Origin of the sequence: Thioalkalivibrio sp. ALJ7, assembly GCF_000376865.1 — a bacterium.
GTDB lineage: Bacteria > Pseudomonadota > Gammaproteobacteria > Ectothiorhodospirales > Ectothiorhodospiraceae > Thioalkalivibrio.
Genome location: NZ_AQXQ01000011.1, coordinates 113,415 through 133,995 on the forward strand (window position 1 = coordinate 113,415; position 20,581 = coordinate 133,995).

Below are 20,581 nucleotides of genomic sequence, written 5' to 3' on the forward strand. Positions count from 1 at the left end.
GCGCACAAAAGCGGCCGAGCCCCTTCGGGGTTGGTGCCCCAGGTTCCCCGATCCTGCGTTGCGCCGCTTGCGGGTAGAACCACTACCCGCTACACGACGCGCCTTGCCTCGGAAAACCTGGGGTACCAACGCGCGCGTGTTCATGGATCAGTGCTTCCCCAGCTGGCGCAGGCGTGCATCCAGCCGGGCGACTCCATCGCGCAGGTCGGCGACATCCTCGGCAAAGGCCTCGAAGGCCCCGCCCGCCGGGAGCCACTCAAGTTCGTCGCGCAGGTAGTCGGCCGTGTCTTCGGTAGTGCGCCTGCCCAGGTGGCGCAGGCTGTCGCGCGCCTGATCCAGCAGGTGGCGCAGTGGTCCGGCGGCCCCGGCGCCGGCAAAGCGCTCGAACAGGCCCTCCCAGTCGATCCCGGAGTCGCGCATCGCGTGCTGCAGATCGGAGAGTACGGTGGCGTCGCCCGCGATAGTCAACCCGGAACGGTCGTCGCGGCCCAGCGCCGCGGCCAGCGACAGCGGCGAGCCTGCCAGTTGCACATCCACCGGTTCCTCGACACCGCCGATGACCTGCAGGCGATCTGCGGCCCCGACCAGTGAAAAGGCCAGCCCCGGAGGCTCGATCACGATGGCGATTGCGCGCCCGGCCAGGCGGGCGCGGTCCTTCTCCGGCGCGCTCGCCAGGTGCTCGTTCAGCGCAGCCTCGATCAGGGCCGTGAATGGACTGGGCAGGGCGAAGGGTTCGGCCATGGGCTACTGGAGTTTTGTGCCGCGATGCAGGGCGACGATGCCGCCGGTGAGGTTGTCGTACTCCACGCGCTCCAGGCCTGCATCTCGCATCATGCCGGCCAGGGTCTCCTGGTCCGGGTGCATGCGGATGGATTCGGCCAGGTAGCGGTAGCTGTCGGCATCGTTCGCGACCAGCTTGCCCATCATCGGCAGCATCTTGAACGAATAGACATCGTAGATCGGGCGCAGGAGCGCCACTGGCTGCGAGAATTCCAGCACCAGAACGCGTCCGCCCGGCTTGATGATCCGGCGCATCTCGGCCAGGGCGCGTTCCTTGCGGGTCACGTTGCGCAGGCCAAAGGCGATGGTCACGCGGTCGAAGTAGTCATCCGGATAGGGGAGCTGCTCGGCGTCCGCCTGCACGAAGTCGAGGTTGCCCACATGGCCCTCGTCCAGCATGCGGTCGCGCCCGGCTTCCAGCATCGAGGCGTTGATGTCGCAGACTACGATCTGCCCCTTGGGCCCGACGCGCGGGGCAAAGGCCCCGGCCAGGTCGCCGGTGCCGCCCGCCAGGTCCAGGATCTTCATACCCGGGCGTACGCCGGTGCGTTCCAGCGTATAGCGCTTCCAGATGCGATGGACGCCCATGGACATCAGGTCGTTCATCACGTCATAGCGCGAGGCGACCGAGTGGAACACCTCGCCGACCCGCGAGGCCTTTTCGGACTCGGGGACGGTCTGGTAGCCGAAGTGGGTCTTGCCAGGTTCTTCTTTCATCAACGTGCCGTTGTCAGTGCGTCTTGCGCTCGTGGCCGGCTTCCTTCAGCCGATCCAGGTAATCCTGCCACATACGCTCTTGCTCCGTGCCGAGCTTGTACAGGTAGTCCCAGTCGTAGATGCCGGTGTCGTGGCCGTCCGAGAAGACCAGTTTCACCGCATAGTTGCCGACCGGCTCGATCTCCGCGATGTTCACGTCTTCCTTGCCCACCTGTAGCACCTCCTGGCCTGGCCCGTGGCCTCGAACCTCGGCCGAGGGTGAGTACACGCGCAGGAATTCGCAGGGCAACTCGAAATGCGAGCCATCCGAATAGGCGATCTCCAGGATGCGCGACTTCTGATGCAGCTGGATATCGGTGGGTCGGTGCGTACTGCTCATGAGGCCTCCAGAGTCGACGGCGCGGGCGACGCCCGAACCGAATCAGTCAGCGCCCCGGGGCACACGGATTTCTAGTGTGTCCCCAGAGGTGCCAGCATATGGTCCGCGAGGATACCAGCCTGTTGCGCTTGTCGCGGGATCTCCCCTGAACACGTTGGGGGGCGGGCACAAAAAAAGCCGCCGCGGCCAGGGGCCGGGGCGGCTCGAGTGCCACGCGGCCCCGTGGGGCCGGAAGCGGTTGCCTTAGAGGCTGTAGTACATGTCGAACTCGATCGGATGGGTGGTCATGCGCATCTGCGTGACGTCTTCCATCTTCAGGTCGATGTAGGCATCGATCATGTCGTCGGTGAACACGCCACCCTGGGTCAGGAACTCGCGGTCCTGATTCAGGGCTTCCAGCGCCTGATCCAGCGAATGGCAGACCTGCGGAATGCCCTTCTCTTCTTCCGGCGGCAGGTCGTAGAGGTTCTTGTCCATCGCCTCGCCCGGGTGGATCTTGTTCTGGATGCCGTCCAGGCCAGCCATCAGCATCGCCGCGAAGGCGAGGTAGGGGTTGGCGGTGGAGTCCGGGAAGCGCAGCTCGATGCGGCGGCCCTTTGGATTCATCACGAACGGGATACGCAGCGACGCGGAGCGGTTGCGCGCGGAGTAGGCGAGCATGACCGGCGCTTCGAAGCCCGGCACCAGACGCTTGTAGCTGTTGGTGGACGGGTTGGTGAAGGCGTTCAGCGCACGGGCGTGCTTGATGATGCCGCCGATGTAGAACAGCGCGGTTTCCGACAGGCCACCGTAGAGATCGCCGGAGAACAGGTTCTTACCGTCCTTGGACAGCGACTGGTGCACGTGCATGCCGGAGCCGTTGTCGCCGACGATCGGCTTGGGCATGAAGGTCGCGGTCTTGCCGTGGATGTGGGCCACGTTCTGAATCACGTACTTCAGGATCTGCACTTCGTCGGCCTTCTGGGTCAGGGTGGCTGCACCCACGCCAATCTCGCACTGGCCGGCGGTCGCCACCTCGTGGTGGTGCACCTCGGTCTCCAGACCCATCTCGGTCATCACTTCACACATGGTGGAGCGGATATCGTGCAGGCTGTCGACCGGCGGGACCGGGAAGTAGCCGCCTTTCACGCCCGGGCGGTGGCCGATATTGCCGTCTTCGTAGACGCGTTCGGAGTTCCAGGAGGCCTCCTGAGAATCCACGCGGCAGTAGGAACCCGAGAGGCTGGAGCCCCACTTCACGTCGTCAAAGATGAAGAACTCGTTCTCCGGACCGAACAGCGCGGTATCGGCGATGCCGGTGCTCTGCAGATAGGCCTCGGCGCGGCGCGCCAGGGAACGCGGGCAGCGGTCGTAGCCCTGCATGGTGGCCGGCTCGACCACGTCACAGCGGATGTTCATGGTCATGTCTTCGAAGAACGGATCGAGGACGGCCGATTCGGCATCCGGCATCAGGATCATGTCGGACTCGTTGATCCCCTTCCAGCCGGAGATCGAGGAGCCGTCGAACATCTTGCCCTCTTCGAAGGTTTCTTCTTCGATTTCGTGGGCCGGCACGGTCACATGCTGTTCCTTGCCCTTGGAGTCGGTAAAGCGGAAGTCGACGAAACGAACTTCCTTTTCCTTGATCTGGTTCAGCACGTCGGCTGCGGACATGGGGATCTCCTTGGTCTTCAGTATTGAGTCTTCAAAGGTGGCCGGGCGGCGCGACAAGGGCCTGCACGGCTTCGCGAATCATTATGCAGGCATCATGCCAGTCTTCCGGATTGGGCTGGTATGCCCGTTTGAGGCGCATTCAAGTGGGCCCGGCACCCCTCCAGTGCACCAATGTAGTGCCTTATTTGCACTGTATTTGGGCATATGCCGTCGTGGCGCACTCAATGGGTGCATGGGCGATAGAGTAGCGTGACCTCGCCCAGCATGTCGCCTACCCGTGGATGCTGCTGGAGGCGCTCCGCCAATGCCTGGGCGCGCCCCTCCAGGTCCCCGGAGGCGGTTGCCCCGTCAAGGCGCAGCGTAACAGCGACGTGCACCCGCCCGCCCAGGTAATGCAGAGATACGTGCTCGACCGCCTCCAGCTCGGGGGCCTCCCCCCATGCCTCGCGCAGTGCCTCGACCAGGGTGGGGCGTAGCGGAAGTTCCGAGCTGCGCGCTTGTTCGGCATCGTTCTCCGGGTCCACATGCACGGTGATGTCGTTGATCCGGGTGTGTTGAGCGGTGACCGCCTGGAAGACGGCATCGGCAATTCGATGGCCCTCGGAGACCGAGATCATCGGGGCGACCTGGATGTGCACATCCGCGACCACATCGCTCCCATGGCGGCGGGTGCGCAGCATGTGTGCGTCCTTGACCCCCGGCACCTCCATGATGGTTCGGTGGATGCGTTCGACCTTCTCCGGTTCCAGCGCGGTGTCAATCAACTCCGCCGCGCTGCGCACGATCAGCCGCCCGGCGATGTGCAGGATGAACAACGCCACGATCAGCGCGGCCAGGGCATCTGCCCACGGGAAGCCGGCCACGGCCGCGCCCACCCCGACCAGCACGAATAGCGACGAGATCGCGTCCGTGCGGTGGTGCCAGGCGTTGGCTTCCAGCATCCGCGAGTTCAGGCGCTTGGCGACCCGGTGGGTGTACTGGTAGAGCCCTTCCTTGGCTACAAGGGTGAGTGCCGCGAAGCCGATCGCGGCGGTCGCCGGCCCGGTCATTGCCTCGGGGGTTACCAGGCGGCTACCGGCGGCCCAGGCAATCGCCAGGCCGGCGAACGCCAGAAAGACGCCGACGATCACGGTCGCCAGGGTCTCGATGCGGGCGTGCCCATAGGGATGGTCCTGATCGGGGGAGGCGGCGGCCTTCCGCGCGGCGAACAGTACGACCCCGTCGGTGATCAGGTCCGAGAGCGTATGGACCCCGTCCGCGACCAGGGCTTGGGAGTTCAGCAGCCAGCCGCTTAGCAGCTGTGCGAGTGCCAGGAACGCGTTCACGACCGCACCCACCAGCGTGACCCGGCGCGTGTCGCGGTAACGCGCGCCGTTCTCGGCGGTCGTCTGCGGATGGGGTTGGGGCGTCGGCTCGCTCAGTTCGGCTCTCCCATGAGGGCGGGCATTCCCCAGTATGAGCGTGTCCTTGGCGTGAGCAAAACCGGTTGCCCCCGCGTTGGCGGTGGCCGCGGCCGAAGCCGGGCCGATATACTGTCGGCTTTGCCCTGACCCGGGATCCCGCATGTCGCAAGAACGCACGCCGTCCAGCAGCCCGACCTTCCAGGATCTGATCCGCCGCCTACAGGATTACTGGAACGATCATGGCTGCGTGGTCCTGCAGCCATACGACATGGAGATGGGCGCGGGGACCTTCCACCCGGCGACCTTCCTGCGCTCCATCGGTCCCGAGCCGTGGCGCGCGGCCTACGTGCAGCCGAGCCGGCGTCCGACCGATGGGCGCTATGGCGACAACCCCAACCGCCTGCAGCACTACTACCAGTTCCAGGTGCTGCTGAAGCCGTCGCCGCCGGACATCCAGGACCTCTACCTCGGCTCCCTGGAGGCGCTGGGCTTCGACACGCTCACCCACGATGTGCGGTTCGTCGAGGACAACTGGGAATCCCCGACCCTCGGCGCCTGGGGGCTGGGCTGGGAGGTCTGGCTCAACGGCATGGAGGTCACCCAGTTCACCTACTTCCAGCAGGTCGGCGGGCTGGACTGCCACCCGGTCTCCGGCGAGATCACCTACGGCCTCGAACGCCTGGCGATGTACCTGCAGGGCGTCGAGAGTGTCTTTGATCTGGTCTGGACCATCGGTCCCGATGGCCGTGCGATCACCTACGGCGATGTCTACCACCAGAACGAGGTGGAGCAGTCCACCTACAACTTCGAGCATGCCGACCGCGATGCCCTGTTCGCCGCGTTTGACCAGCACGCTACCGAGAGTGACCGCATGATCGAACTGGGTCTGCCGCTGCCGGCCTACGAGCAGATGTTGCGCGCCTCACACAGTTTCAACCTGCTGGATGCGCGCGGGGCGATCTCCGTCACCGAGCGCCAGCGCTACATCCTGCGCGTGCGCGAGCTCTCAAGAAACGTCGCGCAGAAGTACTACGAATCGCGCGAGGCACTGGGCTTTCCGCTGTGCGCGGACGACGACACGAACAAGCCCAACGCCGCCTGAACCTATTTTCCGGACCGCGTGCCCTTGCGCGCGGTCGTGATGGACCCGAACTGGACCCGACATGGCTGAAGCCCGTGAACTGCTGATCGAACTGGGCACCGAGGAGTTGCCCCCCGCCGCCCTGCCGCGCCTGCGTGATGCCCTGGCCGAGGGTCTGGCCAACCGGCTGAGCGAGGCCGGGCTGGAGCCGGGCGCGCCCGAGACCTTCGCCACCCCGCGCCGGCTGGCGGTGCTGTTCCCGGACGTCCCGGGGCAGCAGCCGGACCAGTTGCAGGAGCGTCGCGGCCCGGCCGTGGCCGCCGCCTTCGATGAGGCGGGCGAACCGACCAAGGCGGTTATGGGCTTTGCCCGTTCCTGCGGCGTGGAGGTCGAGCGCCTGGAGCGCGAGACCACCGACAAGGGCGAGTACCTGGTGTTTCGCCAGTTACAGCCGGGACGCGCGCTGGGAGAATTGCTGCCGGAGATGCTGGAGGCTGCGCTGGACGCCCTGCCGACCCCGAAACGCATGCGTTGGGGCAGCAGCCGCACCGAGTTTGTGCGCCCAGCCCACTGGCTGGTCGTCCTGCACGGCACCGAGGTGCTGGAGATGACGGTGCTGGAACAGAGCGCGGGTCGGGCGACCCACGGCCACCGCTTCCACCAGCCCGAGGCTTTGAAGCTCACGCGCGCCAGCGACTACGCGGAACGCCTGCGCACTCCGGGCTTTGTCGAGCCGTCCTTCGAGGCGCGTCGCGAGAGCATCCTTGAACAGGTCCACGAGCAGGCCAGGGCCTTAGGCGGCCGCGCCCTGGTGGACGCGGATTTGCTGGACGAGGTCACCGCCCTGGTCGAGTGGCCGGTGGCCCTGACCGGCGGCTTCGACCCGCGTTTTCTGGAGGTCCCGCAGGAGGCGCTGATCTCCACCATGCAGGACAACCAGAAATACTTCCCGGTGGTCGACGAGGCCGGCCGCATGCAGCCGCATTTCATCGTCATCAGCAATATCGAGTCGCGCGACCCCCATGCGGTACGCGATGGTAACGAACGGGTGCTGCGCCCGCGTTTCGCCGATGCCGAATTCTTCTGGCAGCAGGACCGCAAGAAGCGCCTGGAGGAACGCCTGGAGGCGCTGGATTCGGTTGTGTTCGAGAAGCGCCTGGGCACGCTACGCGACAAGTCCGCTCGGCTGGAGGCCCTGATGCAGCGGCTGGCCGGTTTGATGGGCCTGGACGCGAACCTGGCCGCACGCGCCGCGCGTTTGGCCAAGTGTGACCTAGTGACCCAGATGGTGTTCGAGTTCACCGAATTGCAGGGCACGATGGGCCGCTACTACGCTCTGCACGACCGCGAAGACGAGACCGTCGCCGCCGCGATCGAACAGCACTACTGGCCGCGCCAGTCCGGTTCCGAGCTGCCGGACGCCGCGCTGGCCCAGGCGCTGGCGCTGGCGGATCGCCTGGATACCCTGGTCGGTATCTTCGCCATTGGCAAGCAGCCCACCGGCACCAAGGACCCGTTTGCCCTGCGCCGCGCGGCCCTCGGGCTGGTGCGCATCCTGGTCGAGCGCGAACTGCCGCTGGCCCTGACCCCGCTGCTACAGGCGGCGGCCGAGCCGATCCGCGAACGGGTGCCGGAGGCCGACCAGGCCGTGGAGCCGGTGCGCCAATACATTCTGGAGCGCCTGCGCGGCTACCTGCTGGAGCAGGGGCAGGCCCACGAGACCATCGAGGCGGTGGCCGCGATCGCCCCCGACGCCCCGCTGGATTTCGTCCGCCGCGTGCGTGCGGTTAGCCTGTTCCGCGAGCGCCCGGAGGCCGAGGCCCTGGCCGCCGCGAACAAGCGCATCCATAACCTGCTGCGCAAGGCGGGCGAGGAGGCCGAGGCCGAACTGGACCCCGAGGCGCTGGTGCTGGACGAGGAGCGGAGCCTCTACCAGGGCCTGCAGGCGGTGCGTCCAGGGGTGGAGCAGGCGGTGGCCGACGGTGACTATCTGCACGCCCTGGGCGAGCTGGCGGGTCTGCGTGACCGGGTGGATACCTTCTTCGACCAGGTGATGGTCATGGCCGAGGACCCGGCCGAGCGGCGCAATCGCCTGGCCCTGCTGCGTGAACTGCGCCGCGCCTTCGAGACCGTGGCCGATATCGGTCGGCTGGCCACAGGGTAGGTCCTTCCGATGCTGCCCCTGATCCGCGGTCTGCTGTTCCAGGTCGGGTTCATCGGCTCGATGCTGGTGTTCGGCGTGCTGGTGCCGCCGCTGATCTGGCCATTATCCCGCCGCGCCCGTTACCGCGTACTGACGCAATGGGGGCGCTTCAACATCTGGTGGCTGCGCATCACCTGCGGCACGGAGTTTCGGGTGCAGGGGGCCGAGCACATCGACCCGTCGCGCCCGCACGTGGTGTTGTCCAAACACCAGTCGGCCTGGGAGACGGTCGCTTTCGTGGCGATCTTTCCGATGCAGACCTGGGTGCTCAAGCGCGAGCTGATGCGCATTCCGGTCTTTGGCTGGACGCTGGCGATGATCGACCCGGTACCCATTGACCGCGATGCCGGTCGTCAGGCGCTGGAGAACCTGGTGACCGAAGGCCAGAAGCGCCTGGACGAGGGCCGCTGGGTGATCGTGTTCCCCGAGGGCACGCGCGTGGCACCGGGCGAGCACGGCCGCTATCGCCAGGGCGGTGCGATGCTCGCGGCACGCACCGGCTATCCGGTCCTGCCGGTGGCGCTGAACAGCGGGAGCTTCTGGCCGAAGAAGGGGCTTCGGCGCTATCCGGGCACCATCGAGGTGGTGGTCGGTCCCCCGATCGAGACCGCTGGGCGCAAGCCGGTCGAGGTGCTGGGCGAGGCCGAAGACTGGATCGAGACCACCATGGCTGGGATCGAGCCGCGCCCGGCGAAGACGTTATCGGAGAATGCGCATGGCCAATGAACCCGTTATTAGCGCCCCGCTGGTCGAGCTGCGCGACCGGACGATCTATCGGGTCGGCGATTCGGAACCGGCCGTCTGGCTGATCGACGATCTTGAGCTGGGCGGCATCCTCGTGAATGCGCCGGCCTACTCCGGGCCGCTACTGGAGGCCATTCGGGCCATCACCAAGCCGGCCTACCTGTTCCTGCCCAGCCGGTATGGGGCGCAGGACCTGGATGCCTGGCGTGCAGCGGGCATCGAGACCCTGGCCTTCGAGGCCGAGGCCCCGGCGATCCGCGCGGCCGGTGGCGAGATCGACATCGCCTTCAACCGCAAGCAGCGGCTGTCGCGCACCATCGACTTCCTGCCGATGGCCGGCGTGACCGAGGGTTCCTGTGCACTGCGCCTCAAGAACCTGCCCGGTGTGGTGTTCTTCGGTCCGGCCCTGGCCCCGGGCGCGGATGGCTGGCCCACGCTGATCCAGACGCCGGAGGATCACTCCTTCGAGGCGCGCCTGTTCGGGGCGCTGGGGGTGAAGGATCTGAAGTTCGCCTATGCCTTCTGCGACCGCTTCGACCCGGTCAGTACGCAGTTCGGCCCGGATGCCGATCAGCATATCCAGGCCCGCATCGAGGCCGTGTTCGACGAATAGCAGTACCGCTGGGGAACCCCCGGCGATTGCCGCGGCGCTTTGCGCCTCGCAATGACGGGGCTCGGTGCGTCAGGTGCGGGCGATTAGCTGCTGGATCACGTGCCCGGCGGCGGTCAGGCCGAAGATCGCGGGCAGGTAGGAGATCGTGCCGTTGACCGAGCGCGGGCGGCCACCATCGCCGACCGGACGGTGCTCCGTTCCCTTGCGCGGCTGTTCAATCGAGAACACGACCGGATAGTTCAGATGTGCTCCCAGGCGGCGCAGTCGCTTGCGCATCTGGCGTGCAAGAGGGCATACGCGGGTGTCGCCCAGCGGGCCCACGCGTACGGCTGTTGGATCGATGCGCCCGCCCGCACCCATGCTGGAGATCACTCCCTGCCCGCGCCCTTGAGCGGTCGCGACCAGTGCGGCCTTGCAGACGATGGAATCGATCGCGTCCAGCACGAAATCGGCATCCTCCGGGACCAGGTCACCGATGGTGTCGGGCTGCAGGAAGTCGTGGCGGATGGTGAGTTCGATGTCGGGATCGATGTCGTGGATGCGGTTCGCCATGATCTCGGTCTTGGGCCGGTCCACGGTCGAGCGCAAGGCGACCAGCTGGCGGTTCAGATTGGAGGCGCCCACCACGTCGTGGTCGGCCAGTGTCATGCGGCCGATGCCCGCGCGCGCGATCGCCTCGGCCGCATAGCTGCCCACGCCGCCCAGCCCGGCGATGAACACATGCCGGTCGCGCAGACGGGCGGTGACGTCGTGGCCCAGCAATAGATCGGTGCGTTCGGTGTAGGGGTTTTGCGGGGCGTCGGCGGGCGTGCTCATGCGTCGGGACCGGTCGGAAGCCGGAGAGCCCGGCGTGCGTTTTGTGACGTGATTATAGCCATGTCCGCCGGGTCCATGTCCCGCAGGTTTGCCAACTGGCGATTGACCTCGGCGGTCATGGCCGGCTCGTTGCGCTCGCCCTGGTGCCCGGCCAGCGGCTGGTCCGGCGCGTCGGTCTCCACCACCAGTGCCTCTAGCGGTGCCTCGCGGACCACCCTGTGCAGTTTCTTGGCGCGTTCGTAGGTCACGGGGCCGCCGATCCCGAGGCAAAGACCCATATCCGCGGCCTGTCGGGCCTGCTGCGGGCTCCCGATAAAGGCATGCAGGATGCCGGTGAGGCCCGGGTGCTGACGCAGTCCCTTGAGCACCTCGTCGAGTGCGCGCCGGCTGTGGATGATCACCGGAAGGTCGCGTTCCCGGGCGATGGCCAGTTGCCGCGTGTAGTAGCGCCACTGGCGCTCCCAGTCGAGATCCTTCCGGAATCCATCGAGCCCGATCTCGCCGACGGCAACGGTCTCCGGGTGCGTGTCCAGCCAGGTCTCCAGCGCGTCGAGGTCCTCATCCGCATGGTCGCAGAGGAAGATCGGATGCAGGCCGTAGGCCACGTGCAGGCCTTCGTGCTCTCGGTGCAGGACGTCGATGTCGGGCCAGCGGGCGCGGGTGACCCCCGGCAGGACCAGCTCGTGTACGCCGGCGGCACGGGCGCGGTCCAGCACCGCCGGGCGGTCGGGATCGAACGCGTCGAGGTCCAGATGGACATGCGTGTCGATCAGATGCACTGGCGTACTGGATCTACGGGCAGGGGTAGGTATAGCGGGCGTGGATCGCCTCGATGGCCTCCAGCACGGCAGCGGACAGGGTGACGTCCACGGTGGCGATATTCTCGCGCAGCTGTTCCATGGTCGTCGCGCCGACCAGGTTGCTGGTCACGAACGGCTGCTGATTGACGAAGGCCAGTGCCAGCTGGGTCGGGGTCAGCCCGTGCTCGGCCGCCAGCTTCGCGTATTCGGCGGTGGCGGCCAGACCGGATTCGTTGCTGTAGCGCTGGAAGCGCTCGAACAGGGTCAGTCGGGCCCCTTCGGGTTTGGCCCCATCCAGATACTTGCCGGAAAGCATCCCAAAGGCCAGCGGGGAGTAGGCCAGCAGGCCCGCGTCCTCGCGGATGGCCATCTCGGCCAGGCCGGCCTCGAAGCTGCGGTTGAGCAGGTTGTAGGGATTCTGGATGGAGACGATGCGCTCCGCCAGGCCGCGGTCATGGGCGCGGATCCACTCCATGAATCCCCACGGGGTCTCGTTGGAGATGCCGATGGTGCGCACGCGGCCGCTCTCCACCACGGCCTTCAGCGCCGCTGCCGTCTCCTCGATCGGGGTCGCGTCGTCTTCCGGCTGGTGGGTGTAGCCGAGCTGGCCGAAGAAGTTGGTGGCGCGCGCGGGCCAGTGTACCTGGTAGAGATCCAGGTAGTCGGTCTGCAGGCGCGCGAGGCTGTCCGTCAGGGCCTGTTCAATATGCTCGCGGTTCAGCTGTGGGCCGCCGCGCAGGTAGTCGATCATGCCGGGGCCGGCCACCTTGCTGGCCAGTACCACCTGGTCGCGATTGCCCCGCTTGGTCAGCCAGTTGCCGATATAGGTCTCGGTCAGCCCCTGGGTCTCCTCGCGCGGCGGCACCGGGTACATCTCGGCGGCATCGATCAGGTTCACGCCCTGAGCCAGGGCGTAGTCGAGCTGTTCGTGCGCCTCGGCCTCGGTGTTCTGCTCGCCCCAGGTCATGGTGCCCAGGCCGATCAGGCTGACCTCGATCTCGGTACGTCCCAGTCTGCGGTATTGCATGCCAATCCCTTGCCGCTTGGGCAGTTCAGGTGAACAGGGTCAGGACCCCGGTGTAGCCATACAGGCGGTTGGAGAAGATCTCGCCGTTGGCGAAGAAACCGACCAGCGGCACCCCTCCAAGACCCTTTTGCACCATCGCCAGTTCCGTGCCGGCCTGGCCGAACTGGTGGCGACCGCGGCCAACACAGGAGACGTAGATCGCCCCCCGGATGCCGTTAGGGGTCTGGGCGCGGATCTGTTCCAGCATGCGCTCCAGGTCCTCCGTCGCGGCCTGGCCGTCGCGGCGCACGAACAGGATCTTGGTACCCGGTTCCAGCATTTCGCCTACGGCCAGAACTTCCTGGTCGAGGTCCACGCCGATGATGTTGCGCACGCGGTAGTCGCCGGTATCGGATCCGGCAATGGGGAAGCCGACCAGGATGTAGCCCAGTGCGCGCTCCAGGTCGCGCGCCAGCACATCGCCGATGATGCCCTTGAAGGCCGGCAACGCCTGCTGGCCATCCAGGCGCACGATGATGTTGCGCCAGGTCTCGGTCAGCTCGTGCTGGCCTGGCAGTGGGGTACAGCCCTGGGTGTGGCGCGCAGCGATCGCGACGTCCTCACGCAGCGCCAGCCCGGTGAGGCCCGAGGCGGCCACGCCATCGGCAATCTGGACTACGCCATCCTCGCCCGAATTGACTCCGCCCGTGGCGAACCAGGCGGTTTGTTCGCCGATCTCGGTCAGCAGGTCTTCCAGGCCCTCCATGCGCGGGTCCGCGTTCAGGATCAGACGCCCCGGGGTCTGCGGGTCCAGGAACCCGTCCAGATCCTGGATCAGGTCGTCCAGACGGCGCACGGGGCGGTGGATCACGCGGACACTGGCCGCGGGGAATTCACCCACCATCAGCGCGGCGCCCGTCTGCTCGTAGAACTCCTCCTGGGGCCCGATGATCGCCATGGCCATGCCGCCCACGAAGTGATCGACGCCCAGGCCCTCGCGCAGGTGCTTTAGCAGGGCGCGGGCATGTCGGGTCAGCGGGTCGGAGAGGTAGATGAAGCCCACCCGTACCTGGTCCTCGGCGCGTGGCGGCTGTTCGCCGAGTTGGGCGATCAGGGCGTCGGCTAGGGCCTTGGGATCTTCGCCGGTGGCGGATGCGCTGCGAAAGGCTGCGTTCATAGACCGAGCTGCTCCAGCATGCTGAGTGCCTCGTTATCTTGTTCGGGCAGGCCCCGCTGCACCTGCAGCTCGCCGTCTCCGGTGAACGCGAGGCGGGCATGGTGACGGCGGTCCAGCTCCTCCAGGAACCAGGCGATTTCGGACGGGTGCACCGGGTGTCCCCCCCGGGTCAGGTGACGCGCGAGGATCGCGTCCTCGCGCACGTCCAGAAACAGCGGTTGCGGCAGTTCCAGCGGCAGGATGTGGGTCTGCACCATCCATTCCACCGGGGTCGGGCGCCGCCGTGGCAGGGGCCGGCTGTCGATCCGGAAATGGCCCCCGCCCCCGGGCTGCTTCAGGAGTTCCTCCAGCCAGTCTCCGGCAAAGCCCTGGTGCACGATCAGCGAGCGCGCGGTGTAGCGGCTGCGAAAGCGTTCCATCTGCTGGGCCGGTCGTGGCCCGAAGAGTCCGAACACGCCAACTCCGTCCTGTTGGTGAAAGTCTGGATCGTAACGGAATGCCCGGACCCAAACGAAAAAAGCCCCGCCGGAGCGGGGCTAGGAACTTCTCCGGATGGGCCGGATTAGCCGCGGCGCGACAGCATCTCGTGGATGATCGGCGCGAGGATGACCTCCATCGCGAAGCTCATCTTGCCGCCCGGCACCACCAGGGTCTTGGGATCGGACATGAAGGAATCCGGGATCATGTTCAGCAGGTAGGGGAAGTCGATGCCGAACTTCGCCGGATCCTTGAAGCTGATCACAACCATCGATTCGTCCGGGGTTGGCACCGCACGGGCAATGAACGGGTTGGAGGTGTCCACCGTCGGCACGCGCTGGAAGTTGATGTCCGTGTAGCCGAACTGCGGGGTGATGTAGTTCACGTAGTCCGGCATGCGCCGCAGGATGGTGTCGACGATGGCCTCGGCGGAATAACCACGCTCGGCGTTGTCGCGGAAGATCTTCTGGATCCACTCGAGGTTCACGATCGGCACCACGCCGATGCCGAGGTCCACGTGCTGTGCGGCGTTCACCTCGCCGTCCACGACCAAGCCGTGCAGGCCCTCGTAGAACATCAGGTCGCTGCCCGGCTGGATCTCTTCCCAGGGAGTGAACTCGCCCGGGCCGAGGTTGGTGCCCAGGCGCGCGTTGTGCTCGGCGGCCTCTTCGTCGGAGTGCAGGTAGTAGCGCTTCTCGCCCTGGCCAGTCTCGCCGTAGGTCTTGAACAGACCCTCGACTCGGTCGAACAGGTTGGCGTCGGGGCCGAAGTGCGAGAAGTGGTGGTTGCCGTCGGTGGCCGCCTTTTGCATGGCTTCCTTCATCGCCTTGCGGTCATAGCGGTGGAAGCTGTCGCCCTCGATCACCACCGGGTTGATCTGCTCGCGGCGGAAGATGGACTCGAAGGAGCGCTTGACGGTGGAGGTGCCGGCACCCGAGGAACCGGTCACTGCAATCACGGGATGCTTCTGGGACATGGGAGTTCTCCTTGCAAACGGGTTGCGGAAGGTTGCGTTTAAAAGACTAGAAAATCAGATTGAGCATGAACATCGCGACCACGCCGAACAGGATGGTCATGATGCCGCCGGCCTTCATGAAGTCCTTCACCCGGTAGCCGCCGGGGCCCATGATCAGGGCGTTCACCTGGTGGGTCGGGATCAGGAAGGAATTCGAGGTGGCAATGGCCACGGTCAGCGCGAATACGCGCGGGTCGGCGTCCATCCCCGCGGCCTGCGCGGCGATCGCGAAATTGATCGCCAAGGGTACCAGCAGCACGGTCGCGCCGACGTTGGACATCACCAGGGTGAAGAACGTGGCCAGGGCGAAGATCGTCGCCTGCAGCACCCAGGGCGGTACGGTACCCAGCATGTCGAGGGTGTTTTGTGCGATCCAGGCGGCAGTGCCAGTGTTCTCCACCGCCATACCCAGCGGGATCAACGAGGCGAGCAGGAAGACGGTCTTCCAGCTGACCGAGCGATAGGCATTGTCGAGGCTGATCACGCCGGTCAGGATCATGCCCAGGGCACCGGTCAGCAGCGCCACCGAGAGCATCAAATCCGTGAACACGATCAGGCCCACGGTCAGCGCCAGGAAGAACAGGGCGTGCGGGACCTTGGACGGGCTCAGTTCCTCGTGCGGATAGTCCGAGGTGATCACCACGAAGTCGCGGTCCTGCTCCAGACGCGCCAGCGATTCCCAGGTGCAGTGCACCACCAGGATGTCGCCGGTCTCCAGCGGGATGTCGCGCAGGCCTTCGCCGTAGGTCTCGCTACCGCGCTGGATACGCATCACCGAGAGGCCGTAGGTCTGGCGCATCGCCAGTTCGGTGACGGTCTTGCCCGCCAGGTTGGACCCCGGCGCGATCGCGACCTCGGCGACACCGGAACGCCCGCTGTCCAGGGCGTTGGCGAACACGTCGAGGTTCGTGGTCGGGCGTTTGCGCGTGCCCTCGCACAGCTTTTCCATGCGCTTGGGGCTGGCGAGCACCGCGAGGTGCGAGTTCGCCTGGATCTCGTAGCCGGTCCAGGGCGCCATGCGCAACTCGTCGCGTACGTAGGTCCCGACGATTGCAATGCCAGTGTCGCGTTCGATCTCGGCCACCGTGCGCCCGACCAGGGGGTCGTTCTCCGGCACGAACAGTTCGTGCACTTCGTACGACAGCCCGTACACGCGCTGGAAGTAGTCCTGGGCGCTCTCGCGCTGGGCTGACTTGCTCTTGACCGAAGGCAGCACGAAGCGCCCCAGGACGACAAAGTAGACGATGGCGGTGGCCAGCAGGGCGAGGCCGATCGGCGTCACGTCGAACAGCTGGAACGGCTCCATGTCAGAGGGCAGCAGGTCGTTCAGCAGGATCAGCGGGCTGGAGCCCACCAGGGTGATGGTGCCGCCGACGATGGCGGCGAAGCCCATCGGCATCAGCAGGCGCGAAAGCGGGATGTTCAGGCGGTTGGAGATCCGGCTCATCACCGGCAGGAACAGGGCGGCCGCGCCGATGTTCTGCATGAAGCTCGAGATCACGCCCACCGTGCCGGACACGGTGGGGATGATGCTCTTCTCGGTGGTCCCGCCCACGCGCATGATGAAGGCGGCCACCTTGTGCATCACCCCGGTCTTGTCCAGCCCCGCACCGATGATCATGACCGCGATGATGGAGATCACCGCATTCGATGCGAAGCCGCTGAACAGCTCTTCCTGGCCCACCAGCATGCCCAGGCCGGGGACCAGCGTCAGCAAGCCCAGCAACACCATCACCGAGATGGCCGCGAGGTCCACGCGGATGATCTCGGATACAAACAGGAAGATCGTGAACGCGAGCAGCGCGAGCACCACGATCATCTCGGTGGTCAGCGTAAGGTTTTCCATGTTCCAGTCGTGTCCTGAAGACCCGCGCCGGACGGCGCGTGGCCGGAAGCCGAAGGAGGCGTGCGCCAAGCGCAAACGCCGGGGGCGGGTCGGAGGAATCGGGCTCCGCCTTTCCCTTGAAAGCGCGGGATTATTTCATTCCGCGCGCCCGGACGCAAAAAGCGTGGCCGCCGCCAGCCCCGGCCTTGGATGCCGGGCATCCCGTCGTGGGTCGCCGGATGGGGTGTGTCCCGGTCCCGGCATGCGACACCTGGGCTCGTCGGTGCTGGCGTTTGTGAACGTGTCGGTTATGCTGGAAAAAATGTCCAGGTGGAGACCTCCCGCATGTCCGATTCCGAAGCCCCGCTGTGCCGTTTCGAGACCATCATCCTGGCGACGGATGGTTCCGAATTCAGCGAATCCGCCGAGAGCGTAGCGCTGGATCTGGCGCAGCGCTGTGGTGCGCGCCTGATCGTCGCCCGCATCATCCTGACGGATACCCAGCACGATGCCCTGTCCCCGCCGCGCAGCCACGAGGCGAGTGTGGCCGGCCAGGCCGATCTGGACGTGCTGGAAAAGCGGGCCCGTGAGGCGGGGATCGATGCCTCCATGATCCTGCGCCACGGGGTGGATCGGCACCAGGAGATCGTTGCGATTGCCGAGGAGTTCAAGGCGGGTCTGATCGTGATTGGCCGGCGTGACCGTGGCGACATCGCACGCCTGATGGTTGGTGACGCCACACGCAAGGTAATCGGACTGGCCCCCTGTAACGTGATGGTGGTGCCGCGCGGGGCCCAGGCGCCGCATCGCGGGCTGCTGGTGGGCACCGATGGTTCCGAGTTGGGTGACAAGGCCGTGCGCGCGGCCATCGAACTGGCGGGATACTGTGACTTGCCGCTGACCATTGCCTCGGTGGCGGTTCCCGGCCAGAGCGACGAGCGGCGTCAGGAGGGCGTGGAGGCGGTGCAGCGTCTGCAGGGCGAAGCCCGGGAGCAGGGGCGTCAGGCCGATGCCACCACCGAGGAGGGGCGGCCCGAGATCGCACTGGTGGACATCGCCCGGCGCGATCAGCGCGACCTGATCGTGGTCGGAAGCCACGGCCGTACCGGGATCAAGCGCCTGCTGATGGGCAGCGTCTCCGAGCGCGTGGTCGGCGGTGCTGAGTGCCCGGTGCTGGTGGTCAAGAACGTCTGACGCGGTCCCGCGTCAGGCCGGTGTGTCAGTGCGCCGATAGAGGAGATCGGCCACCTGGTGGCCAAGCCGTTCCCCGCGGCGCTCGAACTTGGTGACCGGGCGATCCGGGGGGCGTCCAGGGGCCGGGACTGGACCATCGGGCTCGAACCAGACGGCGCATTCCTGCATCACCGCGATCATGTGTTCCGCATAGTCGGACCAGTCGGTCGCCAGGTGCAGGCGCCCGCCCGGCCGGAGGCGTGTCGCCAGGTGGCGCACGAACGTGGGCTGGATCAGCCGGCGTTTGTGGTGGCGCTTCTTGTGCCAGGGGTCCGGGAAGAACACCTGCACGCAGTCCAGGCTGCCGGGGGTCAGGTAGTGTTCCAGCAGCTCCACCGCATCGACGTCACTCACCCGCACATTGGCCAGGCCGCGTTGTTCCACTTCGCGCAGCAGGTGCCCCACCCCGGGGCGATGCACCTCGGTCCCGATGAAGTCACGCTCCGGGTGGTTGGCCGCCTGTTCGGCAAGGCTCTCGCCATCGCCAAAGCCAATCTCGAGGGTCACGGGTGCCGTGCGCCCGAAGATCGCCGCCAGGTCGAGGGGGGCGGCGGGTTCCGGCAGCCGCAGGCCGAAGCGTGGGAACAGGTCGTCCAGGGCCCGTTGCTGACCGGGGGTCAGCCGGCCCTCGCGCCGGACGAAGCTGCGGATGCGGCGGTAGAACGGTTTGTCTTCCGCCCCAGCGTTGGCAGGCTCCTTCATGCTAGCTGAAGAACAGGCCGGTCTGTGGCGAGGAAGCCGAGGCGTAGCGCCGCGGCGCCATGCGCCCGGCGAGGAAGGCCTGGCGACCGCCGATGATCGCGTGGCGCATGGCCGAGGCCATCATCACCGGGTCATTGGCGGCGGCGATGGCCGTGTTCATGAGTACGCCGTCACAGCCCAGTTCCATGGCGATCGCGGCATCCGAGGCGGTGCCGACGCCGGCATCCACCAGCACCGGAACCGTGGCGTTCTCCACGATCTCGCGGATGTTGTAGCGGTTCTGGATGCCCAGTCCCGAACCGATCGGCGCGGCCAGCGGCATGATCGCCAGGCAACCGATGTCCTCCAGGCGCTTGGCCAGCAGCGGGTCGTCGGTGGTGTAGACCATCACGTCGAAGCCTTCGGCCACCAGCGTCTCGGCGGCCTTTACCGTTTCGAAGACGTCCGGGTAGAGGGTCTTCTCGTCGCCCAGGACTTCCAGCTTCACCAGGTTGTGGCCGTCCAGAAGCTCGCGCGCCAGGCGGCAGGTGCGGATGGCGTCCTCAGCGTTGAAGCAGCCTGCGGTGTTCGGCAACAGGGTATAGCGCTCCGGCGAGATCACGTCCAGCAGGTTGGGTTCGTCCGGGTTCTGGCCAATGTTGGTGCGGCGGATCGCGACGGTGACGATCTCTGCGCCGCTGGTCTCGATGGCATCGCGGGTCTGATCCAGGTCGCGATACTTGCCGGTGCCCACCAGGAGACGGGAGGTGAACTCGCGTGAGCCCACGCGGAAGAGATCGTCGGCGGTTGCGGCGGCCGATTCGGTCATGGTGCTTCCTTCGTTGAAAGTGGTTGTGGGACGAGGCGGTCGCGGGCGGCGCGATTCTTGTCGATGCAGTGCGGCAGCCCTTCGACTAGCCGCCCCCGATCGCCTGTACGATTTCCACGCGATCGCCTGGGTGCAGCGGATGCACGGCATGTTCGCTGCGCGGCACCAGCTCCTCGTTGATCTCCACGGCCAGGCGCCGGCCGCCAAGGCCGCGTGCCTCGATCAGCGCGGCCAGGGTGGCCTCGCGATCGTCGGGGAGTTCAAAGGGTTCGCCGTTCAGCTGAATCTGCATGGTTCTTCAACTCTTCAGTTTACCGTTGAGCCGGGGGCCGACAAGGCCTACAATCGCTGGCTCAAGCGGGTGTAGTTCAATGGTAGAACGGGAGCTTCCCAAGCTCTTAATGTGGGTTCGATTCCCATCACCCGCTCCATTCTATCAGGCTTCCTGGCCCTTTCGGTTCCCGCCAACCTGTCTTGCGAGCGGGTTATGGACTTGCTCCAGAGCCTTGTTATATCGTCAGAAACATGAACACCACGCCCAACCATACGGAACTGCTGCCGGTCGCTGCCGCCCGCGGGCTCCTGCGTGACCACGCGATCTCCCCGACCGAGCAGCGGGTCGAGATCGCGCGCGTGATGTTTGCCCGTCATCAGCACCTTAGCGCCGAGCAAATTCTTGCGCAGCTGGTGCGCCACGACTCGCGCGTCTCCAAGGCCACGGTGTACAACACCCTGAACCTGTTTGCCGAGAAGGGGCTGGTGCGTGAGGTCCTGATCGATCCCGCCAAACTGTTCTACGACTCGAACATGAATCCCCACCACCACCTGTTCCACACCGATACCGGTGAGTTGGAGGACGTGGATCCGGCACGGATCGATATCTCCGACCTGCCGGCCTTACCCGAGGGCAAGGTGCTGGAAGGCGTGGATGTCGTCATCCGGGTTGGTCGCCGCCGTTCCTGAGAGGGACGACCCTCGCCCGGGGCTGCCCGGATTGTGGTCGCTCCCGGCCCCCGCTATCATGTCGCGCTTCGCCGGTGTAGCTCAGTTGGTAGAGCAATCGATTCGTAATCGATAGGTCGGAGGTTCGACTCCTCTCGCCGGCACCAATCTTCCGACCTCCTCGGCTCCAGGCAGCGCTGACTGTCC

21 protein-coding genes and 2 tRNA genes are annotated in these 20,581 nt (G+C 66.3%); 8 read left to right on the forward strand and 15 right to left on the reverse strand.

The features are described from left to right. Positions 1-147: 147 nt before the first annotated feature. From D002_RS0106875 to D002_RS0106895, 5 genes are all read right to left on the reverse strand, one after another. A complete protein-coding gene (locus D002_RS0106875; protein WP_018141178.1) occupies positions 148-741 on the reverse strand; it encodes an SCP2 domain-containing protein in 594 nt (197 codons plus the stop codon). Between the two features lie 3 nt (positions 742-744). After that, positions 745-1,497: a bifunctional demethylmenaquinone methyltransferase/2-methoxy-6-polyprenyl-1,4-benzoquinol methylase UbiE gene (gene ubiE / locus D002_RS0106880; protein WP_018141179.1), complete on the reverse strand. Its 753-nt coding sequence runs from the start codon at positions 1,495-1,497 to the stop codon at positions 745-747. A 13-nt stretch (positions 1,498-1,510) separates the two neighbouring features. After that, complete coding sequence (locus D002_RS0106885; RefSeq protein ID WP_018141180.1) at positions 1,511-1,876, reverse strand: gamma-butyrobetaine hydroxylase-like domain-containing protein; 366 nt, start codon at positions 1,874-1,876, stop codon at positions 1,511-1,513. A 243-nt stretch (positions 1,877-2,119) separates the two neighbouring features. Next, a complete protein-coding gene (gene glnA, locus D002_RS0106890; RefSeq protein ID WP_018141181.1) occupies positions 2,120-3,529 on the reverse strand; it encodes a glutamate--ammonia ligase in 1,410 nt (469 codons plus the stop codon). A gap of 221 nt (positions 3,530-3,750) precedes the next feature. Then, entirely contained in the window at positions 3,751-5,094 is a 1,344-nt protein-coding gene (locus D002_RS0106895) for a cation diffusion facilitator family transporter (RefSeq protein WP_018141182.1), read from the reverse strand. Between D002_RS0106895 and glyQ the strand changes: the two genes are divergently transcribed. The 4 genes from glyQ (at position 5,093) to D002_RS0106915 (ending at position 9,573) form a co-directional block, all read left to right on the forward strand. Beyond that, positions 5,093-6,034, forward strand: coding sequence for a glycine--tRNA ligase subunit alpha (glyQ, locus tag D002_RS0106900; RefSeq protein ID WP_018141183.1), 942 nt, complete (start codon positions 5,093-5,095; stop codon positions 6,032-6,034). The genes D002_RS0106895 and glyQ overlap by 2 nt on opposite strands. A 61-nt stretch (positions 6,035-6,095) precedes the next feature. After that, positions 6,096-8,177, forward strand: coding sequence for a glycine--tRNA ligase subunit beta (glyS, locus tag D002_RS0106905; protein ID WP_018141184.1), 2,082 nt, complete (start codon positions 6,096-6,098; stop codon positions 8,175-8,177). Positions 8,178-8,186: 9 nt separating this feature from the next. After that, on the forward strand, positions 8,187-8,942 hold the full coding sequence (locus tag D002_RS0106910; protein ID WP_018141185.1) for a 1-acyl-sn-glycerol-3-phosphate acyltransferase: 756 nt from the start codon (positions 8,187-8,189) through the stop codon (positions 8,940-8,942). Then, a complete protein-coding gene (locus D002_RS0106915) occupies positions 8,932-9,573 on the forward strand; it encodes a hypothetical protein (RefSeq protein WP_018141186.1) in 642 nt (213 codons plus the stop codon). Before D002_RS0106910 ends, D002_RS0106915 begins: the two co-directional genes overlap by 11 nt. 69 nt (positions 9,574-9,642) lie before the next feature. Here the strand turns inward: D002_RS0106915 and D002_RS0106920 are convergent, their stop codons facing one another. The 7 genes from D002_RS0106920 to D002_RS0106950 form a co-directional block, all read right to left on the reverse strand. After that, positions 9,643-10,389, reverse strand: a complete 747-nt coding sequence (locus tag D002_RS0106920; RefSeq protein ID WP_018141187.1) for a ThiF family adenylyltransferase — start codon at positions 10,387-10,389, stop codon at positions 9,643-9,645. Further along, on the reverse strand, positions 10,386-11,168 hold the full coding sequence (locus D002_RS0106925; protein ID WP_018141188.1) for a TatD family hydrolase: 783 nt from the start codon (positions 11,166-11,168) through the stop codon (positions 10,386-10,388). The genes D002_RS0106920 and D002_RS0106925 overlap by 4 nt, the downstream gene beginning before the upstream one ends. A gap of 13 nt (positions 11,169-11,181) precedes the next feature. Next, on the reverse strand, positions 11,182-12,216 hold the full coding sequence (locus tag D002_RS0106930; RefSeq protein WP_018141189.1) for an NADP(H)-dependent aldo-keto reductase: 1,035 nt from the start codon (positions 12,214-12,216) through the stop codon (positions 11,182-11,184). 25 nt (positions 12,217-12,241) lie between these two features. Next, complete coding sequence (locus D002_RS0106935; protein ID WP_018141190.1) at positions 12,242-13,372, reverse strand: FIST C-terminal domain-containing protein; 1,131 nt, start codon at positions 13,370-13,372, stop codon at positions 12,242-12,244. Continuing rightward, positions 13,369-13,827 (reverse strand): hypothetical protein, encoded by a 459-nt coding sequence (locus D002_RS0106940; protein ID WP_018141191.1) that lies wholly within the window; start codon positions 13,825-13,827, stop codon positions 13,369-13,371. The genes D002_RS0106935 and D002_RS0106940 overlap by 4 nt, the downstream gene beginning before the upstream one ends. A 107-nt stretch (positions 13,828-13,934) precedes the next feature. Further along, positions 13,935-14,825 carry a phosphoribulokinase gene (locus D002_RS0106945; protein WP_018141192.1) on the reverse strand — a complete coding sequence of 297 codons (891 nt, stop codon included), beginning with the start codon at positions 14,823-14,825 and terminating at the stop codon, positions 13,935-13,937. Between the two features lie 46 nt (positions 14,826-14,871). Continuing rightward, complete coding sequence (locus tag D002_RS0106950) at positions 14,872-16,710, reverse strand: SLC13 family permease (protein WP_018141193.1); 1,839 nt, start codon at positions 16,708-16,710, stop codon at positions 14,872-14,874. 324 nt (positions 16,711-17,034) lie between these two features. On the opposite strand from D002_RS0106950, the gene D002_RS0106955 reads away from it, so the two are divergent. Then, on the forward strand, positions 17,035-17,883 hold the full coding sequence (locus D002_RS0106955) for a universal stress protein (RefSeq protein ID WP_018141194.1): 849 nt from the start codon (positions 17,035-17,037) through the stop codon (positions 17,881-17,883). A gap of 12 nt (positions 17,884-17,895) precedes the next feature. Here D002_RS0106955 and trmB read toward each other — a convergent pair whose 3' ends face one another. The 3 genes from trmB to thiS form a co-directional block, all read right to left on the reverse strand. Then, positions 17,896-18,624: a tRNA (guanosine(46)-N7)-methyltransferase TrmB gene (gene trmB, locus D002_RS0106960; RefSeq protein ID WP_018141195.1), complete on the reverse strand. Its 729-nt coding sequence runs from the start codon at positions 18,622-18,624 to the stop codon at positions 17,896-17,898. 1 nt (position 18,625) lies between these two features. Beyond that, positions 18,626-19,432 (reverse strand): thiazole synthase, encoded by an 807-nt coding sequence (locus D002_RS0106965; RefSeq protein WP_018141196.1) that lies wholly within the window; start codon positions 19,430-19,432, stop codon positions 18,626-18,628. A gap of 85 nt (positions 19,433-19,517) precedes the next feature. Next, a complete protein-coding gene (thiS, locus tag D002_RS0106970; protein ID WP_018141197.1) occupies positions 19,518-19,724 on the reverse strand; it encodes a sulfur carrier protein ThiS in 207 nt (68 codons plus the stop codon). A 65-nt stretch (positions 19,725-19,789) separates the two neighbouring features. Here thiS and D002_RS0106975 point away from each other — a divergent pair. From D002_RS0106975 to D002_RS0106985, 3 genes are all read left to right on the forward strand, one after another. Next, a tRNA-Gly gene (locus tag D002_RS0106975) sits at positions 19,790-19,863 on the forward strand. 94 nt (positions 19,864-19,957) lie between these two features. After that, positions 19,958-20,395 (forward strand): Fur family transcriptional regulator, encoded by a 438-nt coding sequence (locus D002_RS0106980; RefSeq protein WP_018141198.1) that lies wholly within the window; start codon positions 19,958-19,960, stop codon positions 20,393-20,395. A 70-nt stretch (positions 20,396-20,465) separates the two neighbouring features. Next, a tRNA-Thr gene (locus D002_RS0106985) sits at positions 20,466-20,541 on the forward strand. The last annotated feature ends 40 nt before the right edge of the window (positions 20,542-20,581 follow it).